Here is an 18,129-nt window from a genome sequence, read left to right as displayed (position 1 = left end):
TAGGGAAGTCGCCTGCAAATCCTAAAGGTTCTTGATTTATTGGAACGTTCCATTTATAGGCGCAATGAAGGGAGAAATCGATGGATATTGCCTTGCCTGGTGAGGGTGGTGGCCGCAGCACCCGTTATGCGCTTGTCGGCCAGCCGGTGCAGCCGGTGAAGGGCGCGCGGTTTCCGCGCATCGCCTATGCCGCCGCGCATGTCGTCGCCGATCCTCTTGGAATGACCGATCCGTGGTCGCGGCCCGTGGTCGACTGGGACAGGACGATGGCGTTTCGTCATCATTTGTGGCGGCTCGGCTTCCGCATCGCCGAGGCGATGGACACGTCGCAGCGCGGCATGGGCTTCGATTGGGCAAGCGCGCAGGAGTTGATCCGCCGCTCGATCGCCGAGGCCCGCACCGTTGCCGGCGCCGATCTTGCATCGGGTGCCGGTACCGACCATCTGGCGCCGGGGTCGGCCAGGACGCTGGATGACGTGATCGGCGCCTATGAAGAGCAGTTTGCCTTCATCGAAGGGCAGGGCGGCAAGGCGATCATGATGGCCAGCCGCGCGCTCGCTGCAGTGGCGAAGGGGCCGGACGACTACGCCGCCGTCTATGACCGTATTCTGAGCCAGGCCTCCGGCAAGGTCATTCTGCACTGGCTGGGTGAGATGTTCGACCCGGCCTTGAAGGGCTATTGGGGCTGCGACGATTTCGAGACCGCGCTCGATACGGTGGTGGCCATCATCGAACGCCATGCCGGCAAGGTCGAAGGCATCAAGATATCGTTGCTCGATGCAGGCAAGGAGGTTGCACTGCGCGACCGGCTGCCGGACGACGTCGTGATGTTCACCGGCGACGACTTCAACTATCCCGAACTGATCGCCGGCGACGGCAAGAGGCACTCGCACGCGCTGCTTGGCATTTTCGATGCCATCGCGCCGGTCGCCAACGCGGCCTTGGCGAAACTGGCGGATGGCGACCGTGCCGGCTATGACGCGCTGATGGCGCCGACGGTGCCGCTATCGCGAAAAATCTTCGAGGCGCCGACCGAATACTACAAGGCCGGCATCGTCTTCATGGCCTGGCTGAACGGCCACCAGGACCATTTCACGATGGTCGGCGGCATGCAGTCGGCGCGCGGCATCCGCCACTATGCCGATATTTTCCGCCTTGCCGACCAGGCAGGATTGCTGGCCGATCCGGACCTTGCCATATCCAGGATGAAGAGCCTGTGCGCCGTCGCAGGCGTCTGAGCTGAATGAAATCGGGCTATAAGAATCCCCCAAGTGGGGGATTTGCGAGATGGAGTGGCGTTGGGGCCGGCTGAGGACGTCTCTAGCCATGCATCTGACCCGCGACAATTGCCGGACTGTCCCGGTTTCGTGCATGTCGCCAAAGACGCTTGGTGATTCAGGCGCGCCGCGCCGATCCGGGCATGATGCGGCTTCTGCCGGAATGGCCGCACCTTAGCGCCCTTGTCGACTTTGGACGGTTGGCCGCTTCGATGATGCGCAAGGCTTCTTCTGTGGTAATTCCGCACTTACGGTCCTAGTAGGCGGCTTCCGTTTGAATCTCGTCATCCAACGGTAGTGCAATAATCGCCTGCTTTGCCTTCCTGCCCATGTCACGAATCATGCGACATTTCTGATATGGACTATGAAAGTAGGGGTGGTCCATCAGATTTCAAATCTGAGAGGCGGATTTACTTACCGATGATCCAATCCACCAAGCCGGGCTCAACCCGCTCGCAGTGGCAAAACTCGTAAACCAGGCTCTGAGCTAGATTACGCCATTGACACTCCGGTGCCTTCATTTCCAAGACCAAATCTCGAAAAACAGACCGGAGAATGTCTGCATCGAACGCTGATACCGAGGGGTGCTCAACCTCCCATCGCGCCTCGTCTATCTTGCGTTGGCGAAACCGCTTGAGAAGCTCGCGTGATGCCGCGATTGCACGCCGGGTTTGAGCTATATCGGCGCGTAGTGAGGCAATGTCAGCCCTAGCGCGGTGCTGCGACAGAAAGATGGCGTCAATCGTCACCCGCGCCATGTCTGTATCGCCTAGAGGCACCGCCACCTCCCTTATGCCTAAGGAAGTATTTACTCCTTCAGCGGGGGGACATCAAAGGGATTCAACCGTCGGTTTGGTACAAAGCTAAGTCGGAAAGATGCGATCGCCGGGCAGACGAGCATTTGCTTTATCCCTCCCCGGGCGAGGGAGGAGTGTGCGGATAATACGCCCCATTCCCCATGTGCCATCAATCTCATTGTGGGTGCCGCTGATGGGCATAGCGTGAACCGGCGCCCCGCCCGCGACGTGTACCGCGCAAGATCGGATGGCAGCAGCCGGGGATAGCCGGGAAAAGGTGATAATCGGCGGGAAGAGCCGCCAGAAGCCCGGAAACCAAGGGGTTTGACGGGAGACGGCGGGGCCGGAAAGCCAGAAAGCCAGAAACCGGCCGCGCAACTTCATTTGGCACCAAACCGGCCGGCTGGCTGAGCCCGCGCAAGATCGGATGGCACTAAAACATTGAGGGCATATGGACCTGTTGGGCGTCATAACGCGAACTTTTGCCAGCAGCCTGCTGAAAATCGGCAGCCTCAATCCCTATTTTGGCGGCTACGATCTCAATGGTTGGGTAGACGAAATCCGCTTCACCAACGGTGTGGCGCGCTCGGATGGCGGCTTCACAGTTCCGACTGCGGCCTATCCGAGGTCGTAACCGGCTTGGCAGGCGATCCCGCCTTGTGCGGCGTCAACGGATAGCCGATCTGGCCAAAGAAGTTCGTGGGAATCGGGTCGTCAACGCCGTACTTGGCCGGCATCGATGCGCCGGGAATGCGGAACGTGCCGAATATGAGGTCGATGATTGAAAGCTGGCCGGCGAAATTCTTGTCATAGGCTGATCGCTCGCCGGCGTGGTGCCAGTGATGAAACTGAGGACTGGCGATCAGCCATTTGAGGGGGCCGAAGCTGATGCGAAGGTTGGCATGGATCAGCATGGCGTGCCCTGCATAGATGAGGAAATAGATGCCGAGCGCCTCGCCGTCGAAGCCGAGGAGAAACACCGGCACCAACGCGGCTGCCTTTGTGAGGATCTGATCGATCGGATGGACGTGAAAGGCAGCAAGGTAGTCCATCTCCTCGACGCCATGATGGATGGAATGGAAGCGCCAGAGGATCGGCACAGCGTGAAACGCACGATGTGCGGCATACACGCCAAGATCGGTCATGACGACGATCTCGATGACCTGAAGCCATGTCGCCTGCTGGGCCACGGCCTCCGTCAGGCCTGTCGGAACGAGCAGAGCGGCGGCGCTGATGACCGGCACAAAGAGCACGCCGCCGATGAAATTGACCGCGATGCCATTGAAGACGTAATAGGAAAGGTCGTTGAAAACCCCCTTTCGAAATATCTTTTGCTGCGGTCGAAGGGCAAGGATCCTCTCCAGGGGAATGAAGATCAGCGCCCAAATCAACAGCGGTTTGAGCCCAAAGACGTCCACCTTCTACTCCCCGGTAAATCCGGAGCCAGTGAAGCACCGGGCCGCGCGGCACGCAAGCGCAGTGCCGGGGACCGGCATTTAGACCAGCGCGTAAGCGTACTTGTTGGTCCACGCCTCGTCTCTTTGCCGCCTCAGCTCATACTCGGGGACCAGCACCGGATTTTCGACCGTGGTTCGCTTTGGTAAAAAGTAGTCACGTGCCTGCTGGGCGCCCCATAGAGCTACCAGCGCGACGGACATCAATCCGCAGATTTGCGCGAACGATAACCGTTCCATCGGCTCCCCCTTTTATCAGCCATGTCTGCCTATGACGATGATCTAATACTGCCAAGAAAGGATGAACGGCCTCAGCGGCACGGTAGAGACCAAGGACGATGGCGGTGTTCGAGCTGGACGGGCGTTCGCCGTTTTCATCGTCCAGGCACGTTTAAAATTAAAAGGTATGCAATCTGGTGCCAAATGAAGTTACGCACAGGTGCCAAGCGATCTTGCGCGCTACACGACGCCGCGTCATCGAGCGGCATTTCTGTGCCGTTTCTGTGCCAGCCGACTAAGGGAAACGGCTAAATTATTGAAAGGATGGTGGGCGTGACAAGGATTGAACTTGTGACCCCTGCAATGTCAATGCAGTGCTCTCCCGCTGAGCTACACGCCCATCCGACGACGCGCATACACCATTTTTGATCCGGCGCGTCAATAGCAGGAAAAAGGAAAGACGGCGTCGTCTCGCCGCACCGGCAAACAAGTGCCGATGCCTCAGCGGAAGGCGGCTCAGGCCGCCTGCAGCATCTTCTCGACCTCGTTGACGAGATCGCGCAGGTGGAAGGGCTTCGACAGCACCTTGGCGTCTTTCGGCGCCTTGGAATCCGGGTTCAGCGCGACGGCGGCGAAACCGGTGATGAACATGACCTTGAGGTCGGGATCGATCTCCGTGGCGCGGCGTGCCAGTTCGATACCGTCCATCTCCGGCATGACGATGTCGGTCAAGAGCAGCGAGAACGGTTCCTCGCGCAGACGCTCATAGGCGCTGGCGCCGTTGTCGAAATCGCTAACCTGATAACCGGCGCGTTCCAGCGCCTTGACGAGGAAACGACGCATATCGTCGTCGTCTTCCGCCAGAAGAATGCGTGCCATGATATCCCGTCCGAATCACCCGCCCGAGACTGCCGTGGGGCAGGGCCGTTAACCATCCTCTATATGAGGAGGCGAGGGTAAACATCAAGTGAACGCGCAGAGGGATGACCCCATATTTGCCGGGCGGCGCGACCGCTGAAATGCTGGACACGCGGCCTGCAAGGTGGCAGTTTCGTGTCATGATGCACTGGTGTTTTCGGGTACATTCAAATTGAAGACGGCAGCCGAGGATTTTTCGGTCTTTCCACCCTTCGAAATCCGGTCGGGCGCCGAGCAGCGCGTCCCTTTCCTCTTCAACTCACCGCATAGCGGCCGCTACTACCCGGAACGCTTCCTTGCCATGGCAAAGCTCGATCGCAACGCCATCCGCCGTTCGGAGGATTGCTATGTCGACGAGTTGTTCGGCGGCGCCGTGGCGCTGGGCGCGCCGATGCTGGCGGCGAATTTCCCGCGCGCCTATCTCGACGTCAATCGCGAGCCATGGGAACTCGACCCGCGCATGTTCGCCGAGCCGGTGCCGTCCTTCTGCAACATCCGGTCGGCGCGGGTCGCGGGCGGACTTGGCACCGTGCCGAAGCTGGTCGGCGAGGGCCTCGATATCTATTCGGGCCGCCTGCCGCTGGCCGAAGCCGTTGCCCGCATCGAGGCCGTCTACAAGCCTTATCACGAAACGCTGAAGCGGCTTTTGACCAGGACCCATGCCCGCTTCGGCTTTTCCGTGCTGATCGATTGCCATTCGATGCCAGCGAGCATCCGTGTCGGCGAGAGCGGCGTGCGGCCCGACTTCATCATCGGCGACCGTTTCGGCATCTCGGCCACCGCCGCCCTGACCGAAACCGCGATCGGCCTGCTGACCGCCATGGGCTATACCGTCGCCCACAACAAGCCTTATGCCGGCGGCTTCATCACGGAACATTATGGCCGCCCGGCGCGTCATCTGCATGCGCTGCAGATCGAGATCAATCGCGGGCTCTACATGAATGAGCGGACATTCGAGAAGGTCGCCGGCTTTGACGCGCTGGCCGACGATCTGACGCGATTTTCATCGGATCTGATGGCGATGCCCGACCATCACTTCATCGACCTGCCGCTGGCCGCGGAATGAGACTTGCAGCCGGATCGCGGCTTAAAAAAAGACCGCATCGTTTTCACGATACGGTCGAAGTCTAGGGAGGAAACGCCCAAGGAGGGCATGGACAGGAAAACCTGTCCATCATCAAGGGTATTGTGCGGTGCACAAATGTCAAGCGACCTTCAGGCTTTTTTAATTCAGAGTGATGTGGAAATTGCGTTTCGATGATGCCCATGTGACATTTGGGCAACAGTGAACGCAGGAATAATCGATAAACACCCTTGTTTTGGCGGAAAAGTCGCGGCAGAGCCGGGTTAGAGCATGCCGCAAGGCGGGAGAATCAGTTGGACATCAGCGTCGATTTCATGCGCCGTATCGCGCAAGCGGCAGCGGCCGAGACTTTGCCGAGGTTCCGCAGCCAGGGGGCGGTCGCCAACAAGGAAAAGGGCAGTTTCGATCCGGTCACGGAAGCCGACCGTGAGGCCGAGCGCGCCATCCGGGCGCTGATCTTGGCGCAGTATCCCGACCATGGCATTCTTGGCGAGGAGCACGGCAGCGAGAACACCGCCAGCAGGCACGTCTGGGTGATCGATCCGATCGACGGGACACGGGCCTTCATCTCCGGCCTGCCGGTATGGGGGACGTTGGTCGGGCTGACGGTCGACGGCGACGCCGTGGCCGGCATGATGTCGCAGCCCTTCACCGGCGAACTGTTCTACGCCAATGCCGCCGGCTCGCACTATGAGGGGCCGGGCGGGCCGCGCAAGCTTTCGACCCGCAAGACGACCAGCCTGGCGGACGCGACGCTGTTCACCACCACACCGGCGCTGTTCACGGGCGAGGCGCGCACGCGCTATGACGCGTTCGAGAAGCAGGTACAACTCGCCCGTTACGGCACCGATTGCTATGCCTTCGCAATGATCGCCTCGGGAAGCGTCGACATCGTTGCCGATCCCGGATTGAAGCCCTACGACATCGTGGCGCTGATCCCGATCATCGAGAAGGCGGGTGGCGTCGTCACCACTTTCGACGGCGGGCCGGCGGAAAAGGGCGGCGATGTGTTGGCGGCGGCGACGCCGGAGCTTCATGCCGCCGCCATGGCCGCCTTGCGCGGCTGATTGGCTTCCTTGTTGGGCCGCTGGATGATCCGAGGCGTATCGTTCAGCGGAGGCTGGCTGCGGTGCCGCTCAGGCCGTGGGGTCGTCCGAGCCGGGAATGAAGGCGTCGAAGGCGGCGAGGAATTGTTCGCGGTACAGGTCGACTTCCTGCAGGATTTCGTGCTTGGCGCCGTCGATCATCAGCAGCGAACCGAGCCTCAGACTTCTGGCGTATGCCTCCACCGCTTTGGTCGAAACGACCTGGTCGGCGCCAGCGGCGATGATCAGCAAGGGCACCTGAATGCGGGCCATGAAGTCGGGGTCGCTGATGGCTTCCGATGCCTTCGCAGCTGCCTGCAGCCAGCGGATCGTCGGGCCGCCAAGCGCCAGTTGCGGGAACGACTCGTAGATCCCTGTGTTGCGGCGATAGCGCTCTGGATCGGACGTTACCTTGTTGGTTTCGAAGGGCGCCGTTACCTTGGGCCGTGGACCCCAGGCGGCGTAGAGCCGGCCAAGACCCAGCAAACAAAAGAACGAACAGACGCGGCGGACGGTCGATATCGAGACCGGCAGATCCGGCAGCGTCAGGAACGGCGCGATCAGCACCATGCGGCGCACGCGGTTCACCATGGACGGCGCCGCAAGCAGCGTGATCACGGCGCCCGCGGAATGGGCGAGGATATAATACGGCCCGCGGCAATCGGGCAGCACGATCTCCTCGAAGAACTGCTCCAGATCGGCCGTATAGTTGCGGAAGGATCTGACATAGCCGCGCTGGCGATCACGGATCAGCCGGTCGGAACCGCCTTGGCCGCGCCAATCGAAGGTGGCGACGCCAAAGCCTCGCGCCGCAAGGTCGCGGATGGTCTCGAAATATTTCTCAATGCATTCGTTGCGGCCGGACAACAGCACCACGGTGCCCCGCATCGGACGCGCCACCGCCGCGAACAGGCCGTAGCGTATCTTCTTGCGATCGCGCGTGGTGAAGAAGCCACCGGTGGCGTTTCCCGGCCGCGGATTGTCCGGCGTTTCGTGAAAGAGGGAGGTGTCGTCGAAAATGTCCGTCATGCGGCGCTTTGTGCTCGGCGTCTTCGCGCCAGCCTGTCGCGGCTGACCTCGTCAAGGTGATAGACGCCAATACATCAAAAGCAAAGCAAATCCAGGTTACGCAGGACCCAATGGGGAAGGCCGGAAGCCGCTCGAGAGCATGCTTCCGGCCCCTGTCGATCCGGGAGGAAGGGACGTTGACACCCGGTTCGGCTTCGTTGCGGTACCTGCCATTCAAATTCGGCGCCGCCAGTCCTCGATCTTGAAATCACCTTAGCGGCGGCTGTCTGAACGCGCGCCGAAGCGCCGGTTCATCTGCCGTTCATCAAGCGCAAAGGCCCGCTTTTTTCCGACCGGCAAAAATCTTGAAATGCCTTGGGACGCTTCCCAAATGTCTGGAGCGGTCGCCAAGATTGGGACCGCTGGTCCATCCGGGACGCCAAAACCAAGGGTTCCGTACCGGCCATACGCAAACCATGTTGCTCAACAGGAGAACACATCATGCGTCACGTTGACTTTTCCCCGCTTTACCGTTCGACCGTCGGCTTCGACCGTCTCTTCACGATGCTCGATTCACTTGCGCAGCCCGATGGCGCGCAGACTTATCCGCCCTACAACATCGAGCGCACCGGCGAGGATTCCTACCGGATTTCGATGGCTGTTGCCGGATTCTCGGATGAGGAAATCTCCATCGAGGCTCACCGCAACGTGCTGACCGTGAAAGGCGAGCGCAAGGACGAGGGTACCGGTGAAGGATCCGAACTGCTTTATCGCGGCATTGCCTCCAGGGCCTTCGAGCGCCGCTTCCAGCTTGCCGACCATGTCGACGTCGTCGGCGCCACGCTGAAGAACGGCCTTCTCTTCGTGGACCTGAAGCGCAATATTCCGGAGGAGTTGAAGCCGCGCAGGATCGCGATCACTTCGGCTCCGGCCAACGCCAAGCAGATCGAGGCCAAGACTGCTGCCTAATATCGGTGGTAACGCAATTCCGGACGGAAAACCGCTTCACATTTTTCCTGGAATTGCTCCGAACTCTCCTCCCGAGACGGAGCGGCGCCGAAAGGCGCCGCTTTTTTATTCCGGGAGATTGATTTATCCGGCGATCAACTGGCCGAAGCGATCGACTTCCGCAGACGTCGTGGCAAAGCTGGTCACGAAGCGATAGAGCAGCTCGTCCTCGCCGATATGGCCGTCGAAGCCGTGCGGCTTATGCCAGTCGTAGAAGACCGCGCCCGCCGCCTGCAATTTGTCGGCCTCGGCCTTCTTGATCACGGCGAACACCTCGTTGGCCTGCGGCAGCCAGGCCAGCTTCGCCGTTTGCGAATCCTCGATCGCCGCGGCCAGGCGCGCCGCCATGGCGTTGGCATGCCTGGCGGTGTCGAGCCACAGTCCGTCCTTGAAATAGGCTTCGAACTGCGCCGCGATGAAACGCGACTTCGAAAACAGCTGCGCGGCACGCTTGCGCAGGAAGGACAATTCCTTGGCGCGATCAAGGTCGAACAGCACGACCGCCTCGGCACACCAGCAGCCATTCTTGGTGCCGCCAAAGGACAGGATGTCGACGCCGCGTTTCCAGGTCATCTCGGCCGGCGTGGTGTCGAGCGCGGCCAGCGCATTGGCAAAGCGGGCGCCGTCCATATGCAGCGGCACGGAATGCTGCCTGGCGATGGATGAGATCGCGGCGATATCGTTCAGGCCATAAACGGTGCCGACCTCCGTCGACTGGGTGATCGAAACAGCCATCGGCCGGCCCCAATGGACCACCTCGCCGGCGAAACGGCCGATCGCCCTTTCCAGATTGTGCGGGTCCATCCTACCCAGGGAGCCATCGACGGCATGCAGCCGCGAACCGCCCGAAAAATATTCCGGCGCGCCGCACTCGTCTTCGATGACATGCGATTCGCGGTGGGCGAAAGAAATGCCGCCGGGCTTGTTGAAGGTGGTCAGCGACAACGAATTGGCGGCCGTGCCGGTCGCCACGAAGAACACGGCGACCTCGCGTTCGAAAATCTCGCTAAAACGCTGGTAGACCGCCTGGTCGAGCGCGCCGTCGCCATAGGCCGTGGCGAAGCCGCCTGAAGCGGCCGACAGGCCGGCAGCGATATCGGGATGGGCGCCTGCCCAATTGTCGGAAGCGAAGAACATGCATCTGCCTGTGTTGGGGAAATCAGCGTCGAGTTGACCGGTTTCGGGAGCCGACCGCAAGGGGCCAGAGACTGGAAAACCATTAAACCCAGCCAGGCCGACTGGCGGGGATTGGCGACCGAAGCTTACGTTTCCTGGAGGCTTCACGTAATTTTATGTCGCGGAAGCTCCAAGTTTTTTGTGAATCGGTCTTGTGTGCATCGGGGAATTCTGCCATAAAAATTTAGGACAGTAGTGCTGTCTTATTTTGTCGCACAAAACTGGCCGGATTGGCGTAACATATTGGCCTCTCCGGCTGTTGCCGCGAGCGACAGGTGGACGGCCGGACGCTGGCCTGTACGAATGCGAACCATGCGGCATGCCGTCTGGTTCGGCAAGGATTTCGCAAGACGTGCCGCAAGGATCAGGGTGAGCCAAGCGCTTGCCGAGGCAAACCAGCGCCTGCAGGGCTGAAATGGAGACAGGACGATGACGGATATGACGCTCTCTGCGACGAACGGCCAGGCCGCGCAGACGAAAGCGGCTGCCGTCAAAAATATCTCCCGAACCGACATTGGCCGAACCACCAACGGTCTTGCCGCCCAGGGTCTTTACGATCCGCGCAACGAGCATGACGCCTGTGGCGTCGGATTCATCGTCAACATGAAGGGCGTGAAGTCGCACCAGATCGTCGAGGACGGCCTTGCCGTGCTCGAGAACCTGACGCATCGCGGCGCCGTCGGCGCCGATCCTCTGGTCGGCGACGGCGCCGGCGTGCTGGTGCAACTGCCTGACCAGTTCTTCCGCGAGGAGATGGCGGCCCAAGGCATCGAACTGCCAGCGGCCGGCCAGTACGGTGTCGGACACTGGTTCATGCCGCAGGACGCGGCCCTTCGCGCCCATATCGAGGACATCATCGCCGAATCGGCGCAATCCGAGGGGCTGCCGCTCATCGGCTTCCGCGACGTGCCCGTCGACAACTCGTCGCTATCGAAGGCGCCTGACATCGCGGCGTCCGAGCCATTCCATAGGCAAGTCTTCATCGGCCGTACAGCGGACATTCCCGACGACGAGGAATACGAGGCCCGGCTTTACCTGCTGCGCAAGGTCATTTCGGGCCGCATCTACGCCGAGAACGACAATAAGGATATTGGCGCCTATTGCGTGTCGCTGTCGGCACGCACCATCGTCTACAAGGGCATGTTCCTGGCCTATCAGGTCGGCGCCTACTACAGGGACCTGACCGATCCGCGCTTCGAAACGGCGCTGATCCTCGTTCACCAGCGTTTTTCGACCAACACCTTCCCGTCGTGGAAGCTGGCACATCCCTACCGCATGGTCGCGCACAATGGCGAGATCAACACGGTGCGCGGCAACAACAACTGGATGGCGGCCAGACAGGCATCGGTCGATTCCGAACTGTTCGGCAACAACATCTCGAAGCTCTGGCCGATCTCCTATGAAGGACAGTCGGACACCGCGTGCTTCGACAATGCGCTCGAGTTCCTGTTCCAGGGCGGCTACAGCCTCAGTCACGCCATGATGATGCTGATCCCGGAGGCCTGGGCCGGCAACAAGCTCATGGACGCCGACCGCAAGGCTTTCTACGAATACCATGCCGCATTGATGGAGCCATGGGACGGGCCGGCGGCGGTGGCCTTCACCGATGGCCGCCAGATCGGCGCCACGCTCGACCGTAACGGATTGCGCCCCGCACGCTACATCGTCACCGACGATGACCGCGTCATCATGGCCTCGGAAGCCGGCGTGCTGCCGGTGCCGGAGGAGAAGATCGTCCAGAAGTGGCGGCTGCAGCCCGGCCGCATGCTTTTGATCGACCTTGCCAAGGGCCGCATCGTCCCCGACGAGGAGATCAAGTCCGAGATCGCGACCAAGCACCCCTACAAGACCTGGCTCGCCAACACGCAGCTCATCCTGGAAGATTTGAAGCCGGTCGAGCCGCGCGCGCTGCGCAAGGATGTCAGCCTGCTCGATCGCCAGCAGGCGTTCGGTTACACCCAGGAAGACACCAAGCTGCTGATGTCGCCGATGGCCACCACCGGCCAGGAAGCGGTGGGATCGATGGGCACGGACACGCCGATCTCGGCGATGTCGGACAAGTCGAAGCTGCTCTACACCTATTTCAAGCAGAACTTCGCCCAGGTGACCAATCCGCCGATCGACCCGATCCGCGAGGAACTGGTGATGAGCCTGGTGTCCTTCATCGGGCCGCGGCCGAACATCTTCGACCTGGTGGGTAATTCGCGCCGCAAGCGGCTCGAAGTGCGCCAGCCGATCCTGACCAATGGCGATCTGGAAAAGATCCGTTCCATCGGCCACACCGAGGACCGTTTCGATACCAAGACGATCGACATCACCTACGGGTCGAGCGAAGGCGCGGCCGGCATGCAGGGCGCCATCGACCGCCTGTGCGAACGGGCGGAAGCGGCTGTCGCCGGCGGCTACAACATCATCATCCTGTCCGACCGCCAGGTCGGGCCGGACCGCATCGCCATTCCGGCATTGCTGGCGACGGCCGCGGTGCACCACCACCTGATCCGCAAGGGGCTGCGCACCGCGGTCGGTCTCGTCGTGGAATCCGGCGAGCCGCGCGAAGTGCATCATTTCTGCTGCCTGGCCGGCTATGGCGCCGAGGCGATCAATCCCTATCTCGCCTTTGACACGCTGCTCGACATGCATAAGCGCGGCGAGCTGCCGGAAGAAGTCGACGAATACGAGGTCGTGTCGCGCTACATCAAGTCGATCGGCAAGGGCATCCTCAAGGTGATGTCCAAGATGGGCATTTCGACCTACCAGTCCTATTGCGGCGCGCAGATATTCGACGCCATCGGGCTGAAGTCGGACTTCGTGCGGCAGTATTTCACCGGTACGGCGACCCTGATCGAAGGCGTCGGGCTGGACGAGATTTCGGCCGAGACGCTCAGCCGTCACACCGATGGTTTCGGCAACGATCCGGTGCTGCGCAACAGCCTGGAGGTCGGCGGCGAATATATGTTCCGCATGCGCGGCGAGGCGCATATGTGGTCGCCCGACGCGGTGGCCACCCTGCAGCATGCCGTGCGCCAGGGTTCATGGGAGACGTTCAAGGACTATTCGGCGCAGATCGACAGCGAGACGGCGCGCGCGCAGACCATCCGTGGCCTGTTCAAGATCAAGCTGGCCGACGAGACGGGGCGCAAGAAGCCCGCGCTCGACGACGTCATGCCGGCGGCCGAGATCGTCAAGCGCTTCTCCACCGGAGCGATGTCGTTCGGCTCGATTTCCAGGGAAGCGCACACCACGCTGGCGCGCGCCATGAACCAGATCGGCGGCAAGTCGAACACCGGCGAGGGCGGCGAAGAGGCGGATCGCTACTTGCCGCTGCCCGGCGGCGGCAAGAACCCGGAGCGCTCGGCGATCAAGCAGGTCGCTTCCGGCCGGTTCGGCGTGACCGCGGAGTATCTGGTCAACTCGGATGTGATGCAGATCAAGGTCGCACAGGGCGCCAAGCCCGGCGAGGGCGGGCAATTGCCCGGCCACAAGGTCGACGCGACCATCGCCAAGGTCCGGCATTCGACGCCGGGCGTCGGCCTGATCTCGCCGCCGCCGCACCACGACATCTATTCGATCGAGGATCTGGCGCAGCTGATCTACGATCTGAAGAACGTCAACCCGGCGGCCGACGTGTCGGTCAAGCTGGTGTCGGAAGTCGGCGTCGGCACGGTCGCGGCGGGCGTCGCCAAGGCGCGTGCCGATCACATCACCATCTCCGGCTATGATGGCGGCACGGGAGCGTCGCCGCTGACCTCGCTCAAGCATGCCGGCAGCCCGTGGGAAATGGGCCTCGCCGAGACGCACCAGACGCTGGTGCTGAACGGTCTGCGTTCGCGCGTGGCCCTGCAGGTCGACGGTGGCCTGCGCACCGGGCGCGACGTCATCATCGGCGCGCTGCTCGGCGCCGACGAGTTCGGCTTCTCGACCGCACCATTGATCGCGGCGGGCTGCATCATGATGCGCAAGTGCCACCTCAACACCTGTCCGGTCGGTGTGGCGACGCAGGACCCGGTGCTGCGCAAGCGCTTCAAGGGCACGCCCGAGCATGTCGTCAACTTCTTCTTCTATGTGGCGGAAGAGGTGAGGGGGCTGCTCGCCGAAATGGGCTACACCCATCTCGACCAGATCATCGGCGACAGCGACCTTCTGGAAAAGCGCGACGTGATCCAGCATTGGAAGGCGCGCGGGCTCGACTTCTCGAAGATGTTCTACAAGCCCGATGCGCCGCATGAGGCGGTGCACTGGACCGAACGGCAGAAGCACCCGATCCATGACGTGCTCGACCGCAAGCTGATCGAACTCGCCAAGCCGGCGCTGGAGGCCAAGCAGCCGGTCAAGATCGAGGTGGACATCCGCAATGTCGACCGTTCGACTGGCGCCATGCTGTCGGGTGAAGTCGCCAAGCGTTTCAAGCACAAGGGCCTGCGCGAGGACACGATCCAGGTGAAGCTGACCGGCACCGCCGGCCAGTCGTTCGGCGCCTTCCTGGCGCGCGGCATCTCGTTCGAGCTCGTCGGCGCCGGCAACGACTATGTCGGCAAGGGCCTGTCGGGTGGACGCATCGTCATCCGCCCGCCCGAAGAGGCCAAGATCGTCGCGGCGGACTCCATTATCGTCGGCAATACGGTGCTCTATGGCGCGACCGAGGGTGAGGCCTATTTCGCCGGCGTCGCAGGCGAGCGTTTCGCGGTGCGCAATTCGGGCGTCGCCGCCGTCGTTGAGGGCGTCGGCGACCATGGCTGCGAATACATGACCGGCGGTGTCGTCGTCGTCATCGGCAAGACCGGCCGCAACTTCGCCGCTGGCATGTCGGGCGGCGTCGCCTATGTGCTGGACGAGGCAGGCGATTTCGCCGAGCGCTGCAACATGGCGATGGTCGAGCTGGAGCCGGTTCCGGAAGAAGACGACCTGATGGAGAAGCTGCTGCACCATGGCGGCGACCTCGACCACAAGGGGCGCGTCGACGTCTCCGGCGACATGACCAGCCATGACGAGGAGCGGCTCTATCAGCTGATCTCGAACCACGTCCACTTTACGGGTTCGGTGCGCGGCCGTGAGATCCTCGACGACTGGGCGACGTTCCGGCCGAAATTCCGCAAGATCATGCCGGTCGAATACCGCCGCGCGCTGATCGAGATGGAACGCATGCGCATGGGCGTCGCGGCGGAATAGACTTTTGCAATTGCCGGGGAGCTCAGGCTTCCCGGCCACCTTCATCGACAGTTTGACCTCTGGCGCAAGGTTGCCATGGCTGCCTCAAGAGGTTAACGGGTGCGGCGAAAACCGCACCATCTGGACAGCAGGAACTGGACTATGGGCAAGGTAACAGGCTTTCTCGAAATCGACCGGCAGGTGCACAAGTACCAGCCTGCCTCCGACCGCATCCGGCATTTCCGTGAATTCACGCTGCCGATGTCGGACAAGGAGGTCGAGAAACAGGCCGCGCGCTGCATGGATTGCGGCATTCCGTACTGTCACGGACCGACCGGCTGCCCGATCCACAACCAGATCCCCGATTGGAACGATCTCGTCTATAACAGGGATTGGGACAACGCGATCCGCAACCTGCATTCGACGAACAATTTCCCCGAGTTCACCGGCCGCATCTGCCCTGCGCCCTGCGAGGAAGCCTGCACGCTGAACCTCGAGGACATTCCGGTCGCCATCAAGACGGTGGAACAGGCGATCGCCGACAAGGCCTATGAGACCGGCCATATCAGGCCCTATCCGCCGGAAAAAAAGACCGGCAAGCGGGTCGCCATCATCGGCTCCGGCCCCGCCGGCATGGCGGCCGCCCAGCAGTTGGGCCGGGCCGGCCACGACGTGCATGTCTATGAGCGCGAGAGCCGGCCGGGCGGGCTGATGCGCTATGGCATTCCCGACTTCAAGATCGAGAAGCACTATATCGACCGGCGTATCGAACAGATGCAGGGCGAGGGCGTGACCTTCCATTGCGGTGTCAATGTCGGTGTCGACAAGCCCGTCGCCGAACTGCTGGCCGAGCATGACGCCGTGCTCTATTGCGGCGGATCGGAAACGCCGCGCGCGGCCAATATTCCGGGCGACGATCTCGGCGGCGTGCACGACGCGATGCCCTATCTGGTGCAGCAGAACCGCCGCGTCGGCGGCGAGCCGATCCAGTCGGTTGCGTGGCCGTCGCATCCGATCATCGCCGGCGGTCAGCATGTCGTTGTCGTCGGTGGCGGCGATACCGCCTCCGACTGCGTCGGCACCGCTTTCCGCCAGGGCGCGGTGCGCGTCACCCAGCTCGACATCCGCCCACAGCCGCCCGAGAAGGAAGACAAGCTCGCGGTCTGGCCCTACTGGGCGACCAAGATGCGCACCTCGTCTTCGCAGGCGGAGGGCGCCGAGCGCGAGTTCCAGGTGGCAACGCTCGAATTCATCGGTGAGGAAGGCCAACTCACGGGCGTCAAGTGCTGCGAGGTCGACGAGAAGCGCAAGCCGATCCCCGGCACCGAATTCGTCATCCGCGCTGATCTCGCCTTCATCGCCATCGGCTTTGCCGGCCCGGCGGCGGCCGGCGTGGCGAAGGAACTGGAGGGTGAGATGAAGATCGTCACCGACAGCCGCCGCTCCAGGAATGTCGAAGCCAATGACCGCGACTACAGGACCAGTGTCGACCGGCTCTACGCGGCGGGCGACGTGCGCCGTGGCCAGTCGCTGGTCGTCTGGGCAATCCGCGAAGGCCGTCAGGCGGCGCGCTCGATCGACGAAGCGCTGATGGGGTCGAGCGTCCTGCCTCGCTGAGGCGTCTGCTTCGAATGGAAAAGGCGCCGATCCGGCGCCTGTTTTCGTCCACGAAACCCAAACTGCCTAACGATTGATCGCTGTCGTCGTATCGGTGGCGGCCGCCGTGGCCGGCGGATTTGTCCGTGGCGGCCAGGAGAAATCATCGGCGCGCCCCGGCGAAGCCTCCGGCGCCTTGCCCTCGATCATCAGTCTTTCACCGGGGAGAGCCGGATCGGCTTTCGGCTGAGGAGCCGCGCCGAGCAGTTCGGTGCCGCCGTCGAACGCCGGGTCGCTGAGCAGCATCGGTGGCGTGCGGTCTATTACGATCGGCGCGGCCGCTGGGCCAGGTGCCTCGACGGGCGCGCCCGCCGGTGCGGCGGCAGGGGCGACGCCGCCGGGCGCGGCCAGGCCCAGGATCTTCATCAGCGGTTTTTCAGTATAGAAGGCGAGCTTGCGTTTGCCGGCCTTCGACACGTTGATGCCGTCATCGGCACGCAGCCGCACGGGCTGGCCGTTCATGTCGGGACCGCTGGTGACGAAGGCACCGTTCTCGTCGACGAACCCGTCCCAGACGTCGACGAATTCGCCGCCATGATTTTCGGCCGCCTTGCGGTAAATGTCGTTGAAGGCCAGCATGTCCGAGGTCATCTTCGGCAGCCGGAAAGCCGGCATGCCGACCCACAGGAAGGGCACCTTGGCAGTGGCGATGGCCGTGCCGAACGAATCGGTGCGGCGCTCGTATTCCTTGGTCCAGTTCTCCGACCGAGGCTGCTCGCGCACGTCCCCCACCTTCATCTGCTGGCGGTCGTTGGAGCCGAGCATGACGACAATGGCGGAAGGTTTTTCGGTCTCGATCAGCGATTTGATCTGTTCAGGCCAGTTGTAGAAATCCTCGCGCACGAAGCCGGATGAACCATTGCTGCGCGTAACGATCCTGACAGCGGCATTGTCGGTAAAGGCGGCGTCCAGGCCCTCGGCGAGGCCCGCCGCCATGAAGTCGCCGACCACCAGCACGGTGCGGGCGTCCGGCGCTTTTTCGACCACAGGGGTTTCAGGCTCCGTGGGCGGGCGAGGCGCGCGCGGTTTCTTGGCTTTGGGCTTTGGCCTTGCCTTCTCGATGTCCAGTGGTGGCTCGACCCATTCGCTGCGGCGCGGGAACAGCAGGTCGCGCAACGACCAGCCACGGTTTTGCTGCGGTTGCTCCTGTGCCAGGGCCGGCGTGCGGAAGGCGCCGGCGGCGCCGATCGTCAGCAGAACGATCGCCAGAATCAGGATCGGCGTGCGACGAACAAGGATCGCGATACGCGCAGCCGAAACCAATCACTCCTCCATCCCCTTGCGCCTGGTCCCGCAAACCGG

Annotated in this window: 11 protein-coding genes and 1 tRNA gene; 6 read left to right on the top strand and 6 right to left on the bottom strand. The window is 62.2% G+C overall.

Annotation, left to right across the window (positions count from 1 at the left end; translation table 11 throughout):
- Nucleotides 1–80: 80 nt before the first annotated feature.
- Complete coding sequence (locus FJ938_RS01315; RefSeq protein WP_140690486.1) at nucleotides 81–1,238, top strand: dihydrodipicolinate synthase family protein; 1,158 nt, start codon at nucleotides 81–83, stop codon at nucleotides 1,236–1,238.
- A 1,435-nt stretch (nucleotides 1,239–2,673) separates the two neighbouring features.
- On the opposite strand, the gene FJ938_RS01300 is transcribed toward FJ938_RS01315, so the two are convergent.
- From FJ938_RS01300 to FJ938_RS01290, 3 genes are all read right to left on the bottom strand, one after another.
- Nucleotides 2,674–3,492: a sterol desaturase family protein gene (locus FJ938_RS01300; protein ID WP_140609724.1), complete on the bottom strand. Its 819-nt coding sequence runs from the start codon at nucleotides 3,490–3,492 to the stop codon at nucleotides 2,674–2,676.
- Nucleotides 3,493–4,072: 580 nt separating this feature from the next.
- Nucleotides 4,073–4,147: transfer RNA gene (locus FJ938_RS01295), tRNA-Val, on the bottom strand.
- A gap of 116 nt (nucleotides 4,148–4,263) precedes the next feature.
- A complete protein-coding gene (locus FJ938_RS01290) occupies nucleotides 4,264–4,626 on the bottom strand; it encodes a response regulator (RefSeq protein ID WP_006199474.1) in 363 nt (120 codons plus the stop codon).
- Between the two features lie 163 nt (nucleotides 4,627–4,789).
- Between FJ938_RS01290 and FJ938_RS01285 the strand changes: the two genes are divergently transcribed.
- Together FJ938_RS01285 and hisN are read left to right on the top strand one after the other, a co-directional pair.
- Nucleotides 4,790–5,731 carry an N-formylglutamate amidohydrolase gene (locus FJ938_RS01285; RefSeq protein WP_140690481.1) on the top strand — a complete coding sequence of 314 codons (942 nt, stop codon included), beginning with the start codon at nucleotides 4,790–4,792 and terminating at the stop codon, nucleotides 5,729–5,731.
- Nucleotides 5,732–6,042: 311 nt separating this feature from the next.
- Nucleotides 6,043–6,816 (top strand): histidinol-phosphatase, encoded by a 774-nt coding sequence (gene hisN / locus FJ938_RS01280; RefSeq protein WP_140690478.1) that lies wholly within the window; start codon nucleotides 6,043–6,045, stop codon nucleotides 6,814–6,816.
- A 69-nt stretch (nucleotides 6,817–6,885) separates the two neighbouring features.
- On the opposite strand, the gene FJ938_RS01275 is transcribed toward hisN, so the two are convergent.
- Nucleotides 6,886–7,863, bottom strand: coding sequence for an alpha/beta hydrolase (locus tag FJ938_RS01275; protein WP_140690475.1), 978 nt, complete (start codon nucleotides 7,861–7,863; stop codon nucleotides 6,886–6,888).
- Between the two features lie 480 nt (nucleotides 7,864–8,343).
- Between FJ938_RS01275 and FJ938_RS01270 the strand changes: the two genes are divergently transcribed.
- The gene (locus tag FJ938_RS01270) at nucleotides 8,344–8,811 is read left to right on the top strand and encodes an Hsp20 family protein (RefSeq protein ID WP_140690472.1); all 468 of its coding nucleotides are present in this window, start codon (nucleotides 8,344–8,346) and stop codon (nucleotides 8,809–8,811) included.
- A 123-nt stretch (nucleotides 8,812–8,934) separates the two neighbouring features.
- On the opposite strand, the gene FJ938_RS01265 is transcribed toward FJ938_RS01270, so the two are convergent.
- The gene (locus FJ938_RS01265) at nucleotides 8,935–9,987 is read right to left on the bottom strand and encodes a low specificity L-threonine aldolase (RefSeq protein ID WP_140690469.1); all 1,053 of its coding nucleotides are present in this window, start codon (nucleotides 9,985–9,987) and stop codon (nucleotides 8,935–8,937) included.
- 468 nt (nucleotides 9,988–10,455) lie between these two features.
- Here FJ938_RS01265 and gltB point away from each other — a divergent pair, with 468 nt between their 5' ends.
- Nucleotides 10,456–15,192, top strand: coding sequence for a glutamate synthase large subunit (gltB, locus tag FJ938_RS01260; protein ID WP_140690466.1), 4,737 nt, complete (start codon nucleotides 10,456–10,458; stop codon nucleotides 15,190–15,192).
- Between the two features lie 141 nt (nucleotides 15,193–15,333).
- On the top strand, nucleotides 15,334–16,788 hold the full coding sequence (locus FJ938_RS01255) for a glutamate synthase subunit beta (RefSeq protein ID WP_140609735.1): 1,455 nt from the start codon (nucleotides 15,334–15,336) through the stop codon (nucleotides 16,786–16,788).
- Between the two features lie 66 nt (nucleotides 16,789–16,854).
- On the opposite strand, the gene FJ938_RS01250 is transcribed toward FJ938_RS01255, so the two are convergent.
- Nucleotides 16,855–18,090, bottom strand: a complete 1,236-nt coding sequence (locus FJ938_RS01250) for a DUF459 domain-containing protein (protein WP_140690463.1) — start codon at nucleotides 18,088–18,090, stop codon at nucleotides 16,855–16,857.
- Nucleotides 18,091–18,129: the final 39 nt, after the last annotated feature.

The organism is Mesorhizobium sp. B2-4-14 (assembly GCF_006442155.1).
In the GTDB taxonomy this organism is placed as follows: Bacteria; Pseudomonadota; Alphaproteobacteria; order Rhizobiales; family Rhizobiaceae; genus Mesorhizobium.
The sequence above is the reverse complement of the archived record's forward strand: the minus strand, read 5'-3'. Positions and strand labels throughout refer to the sequence as shown.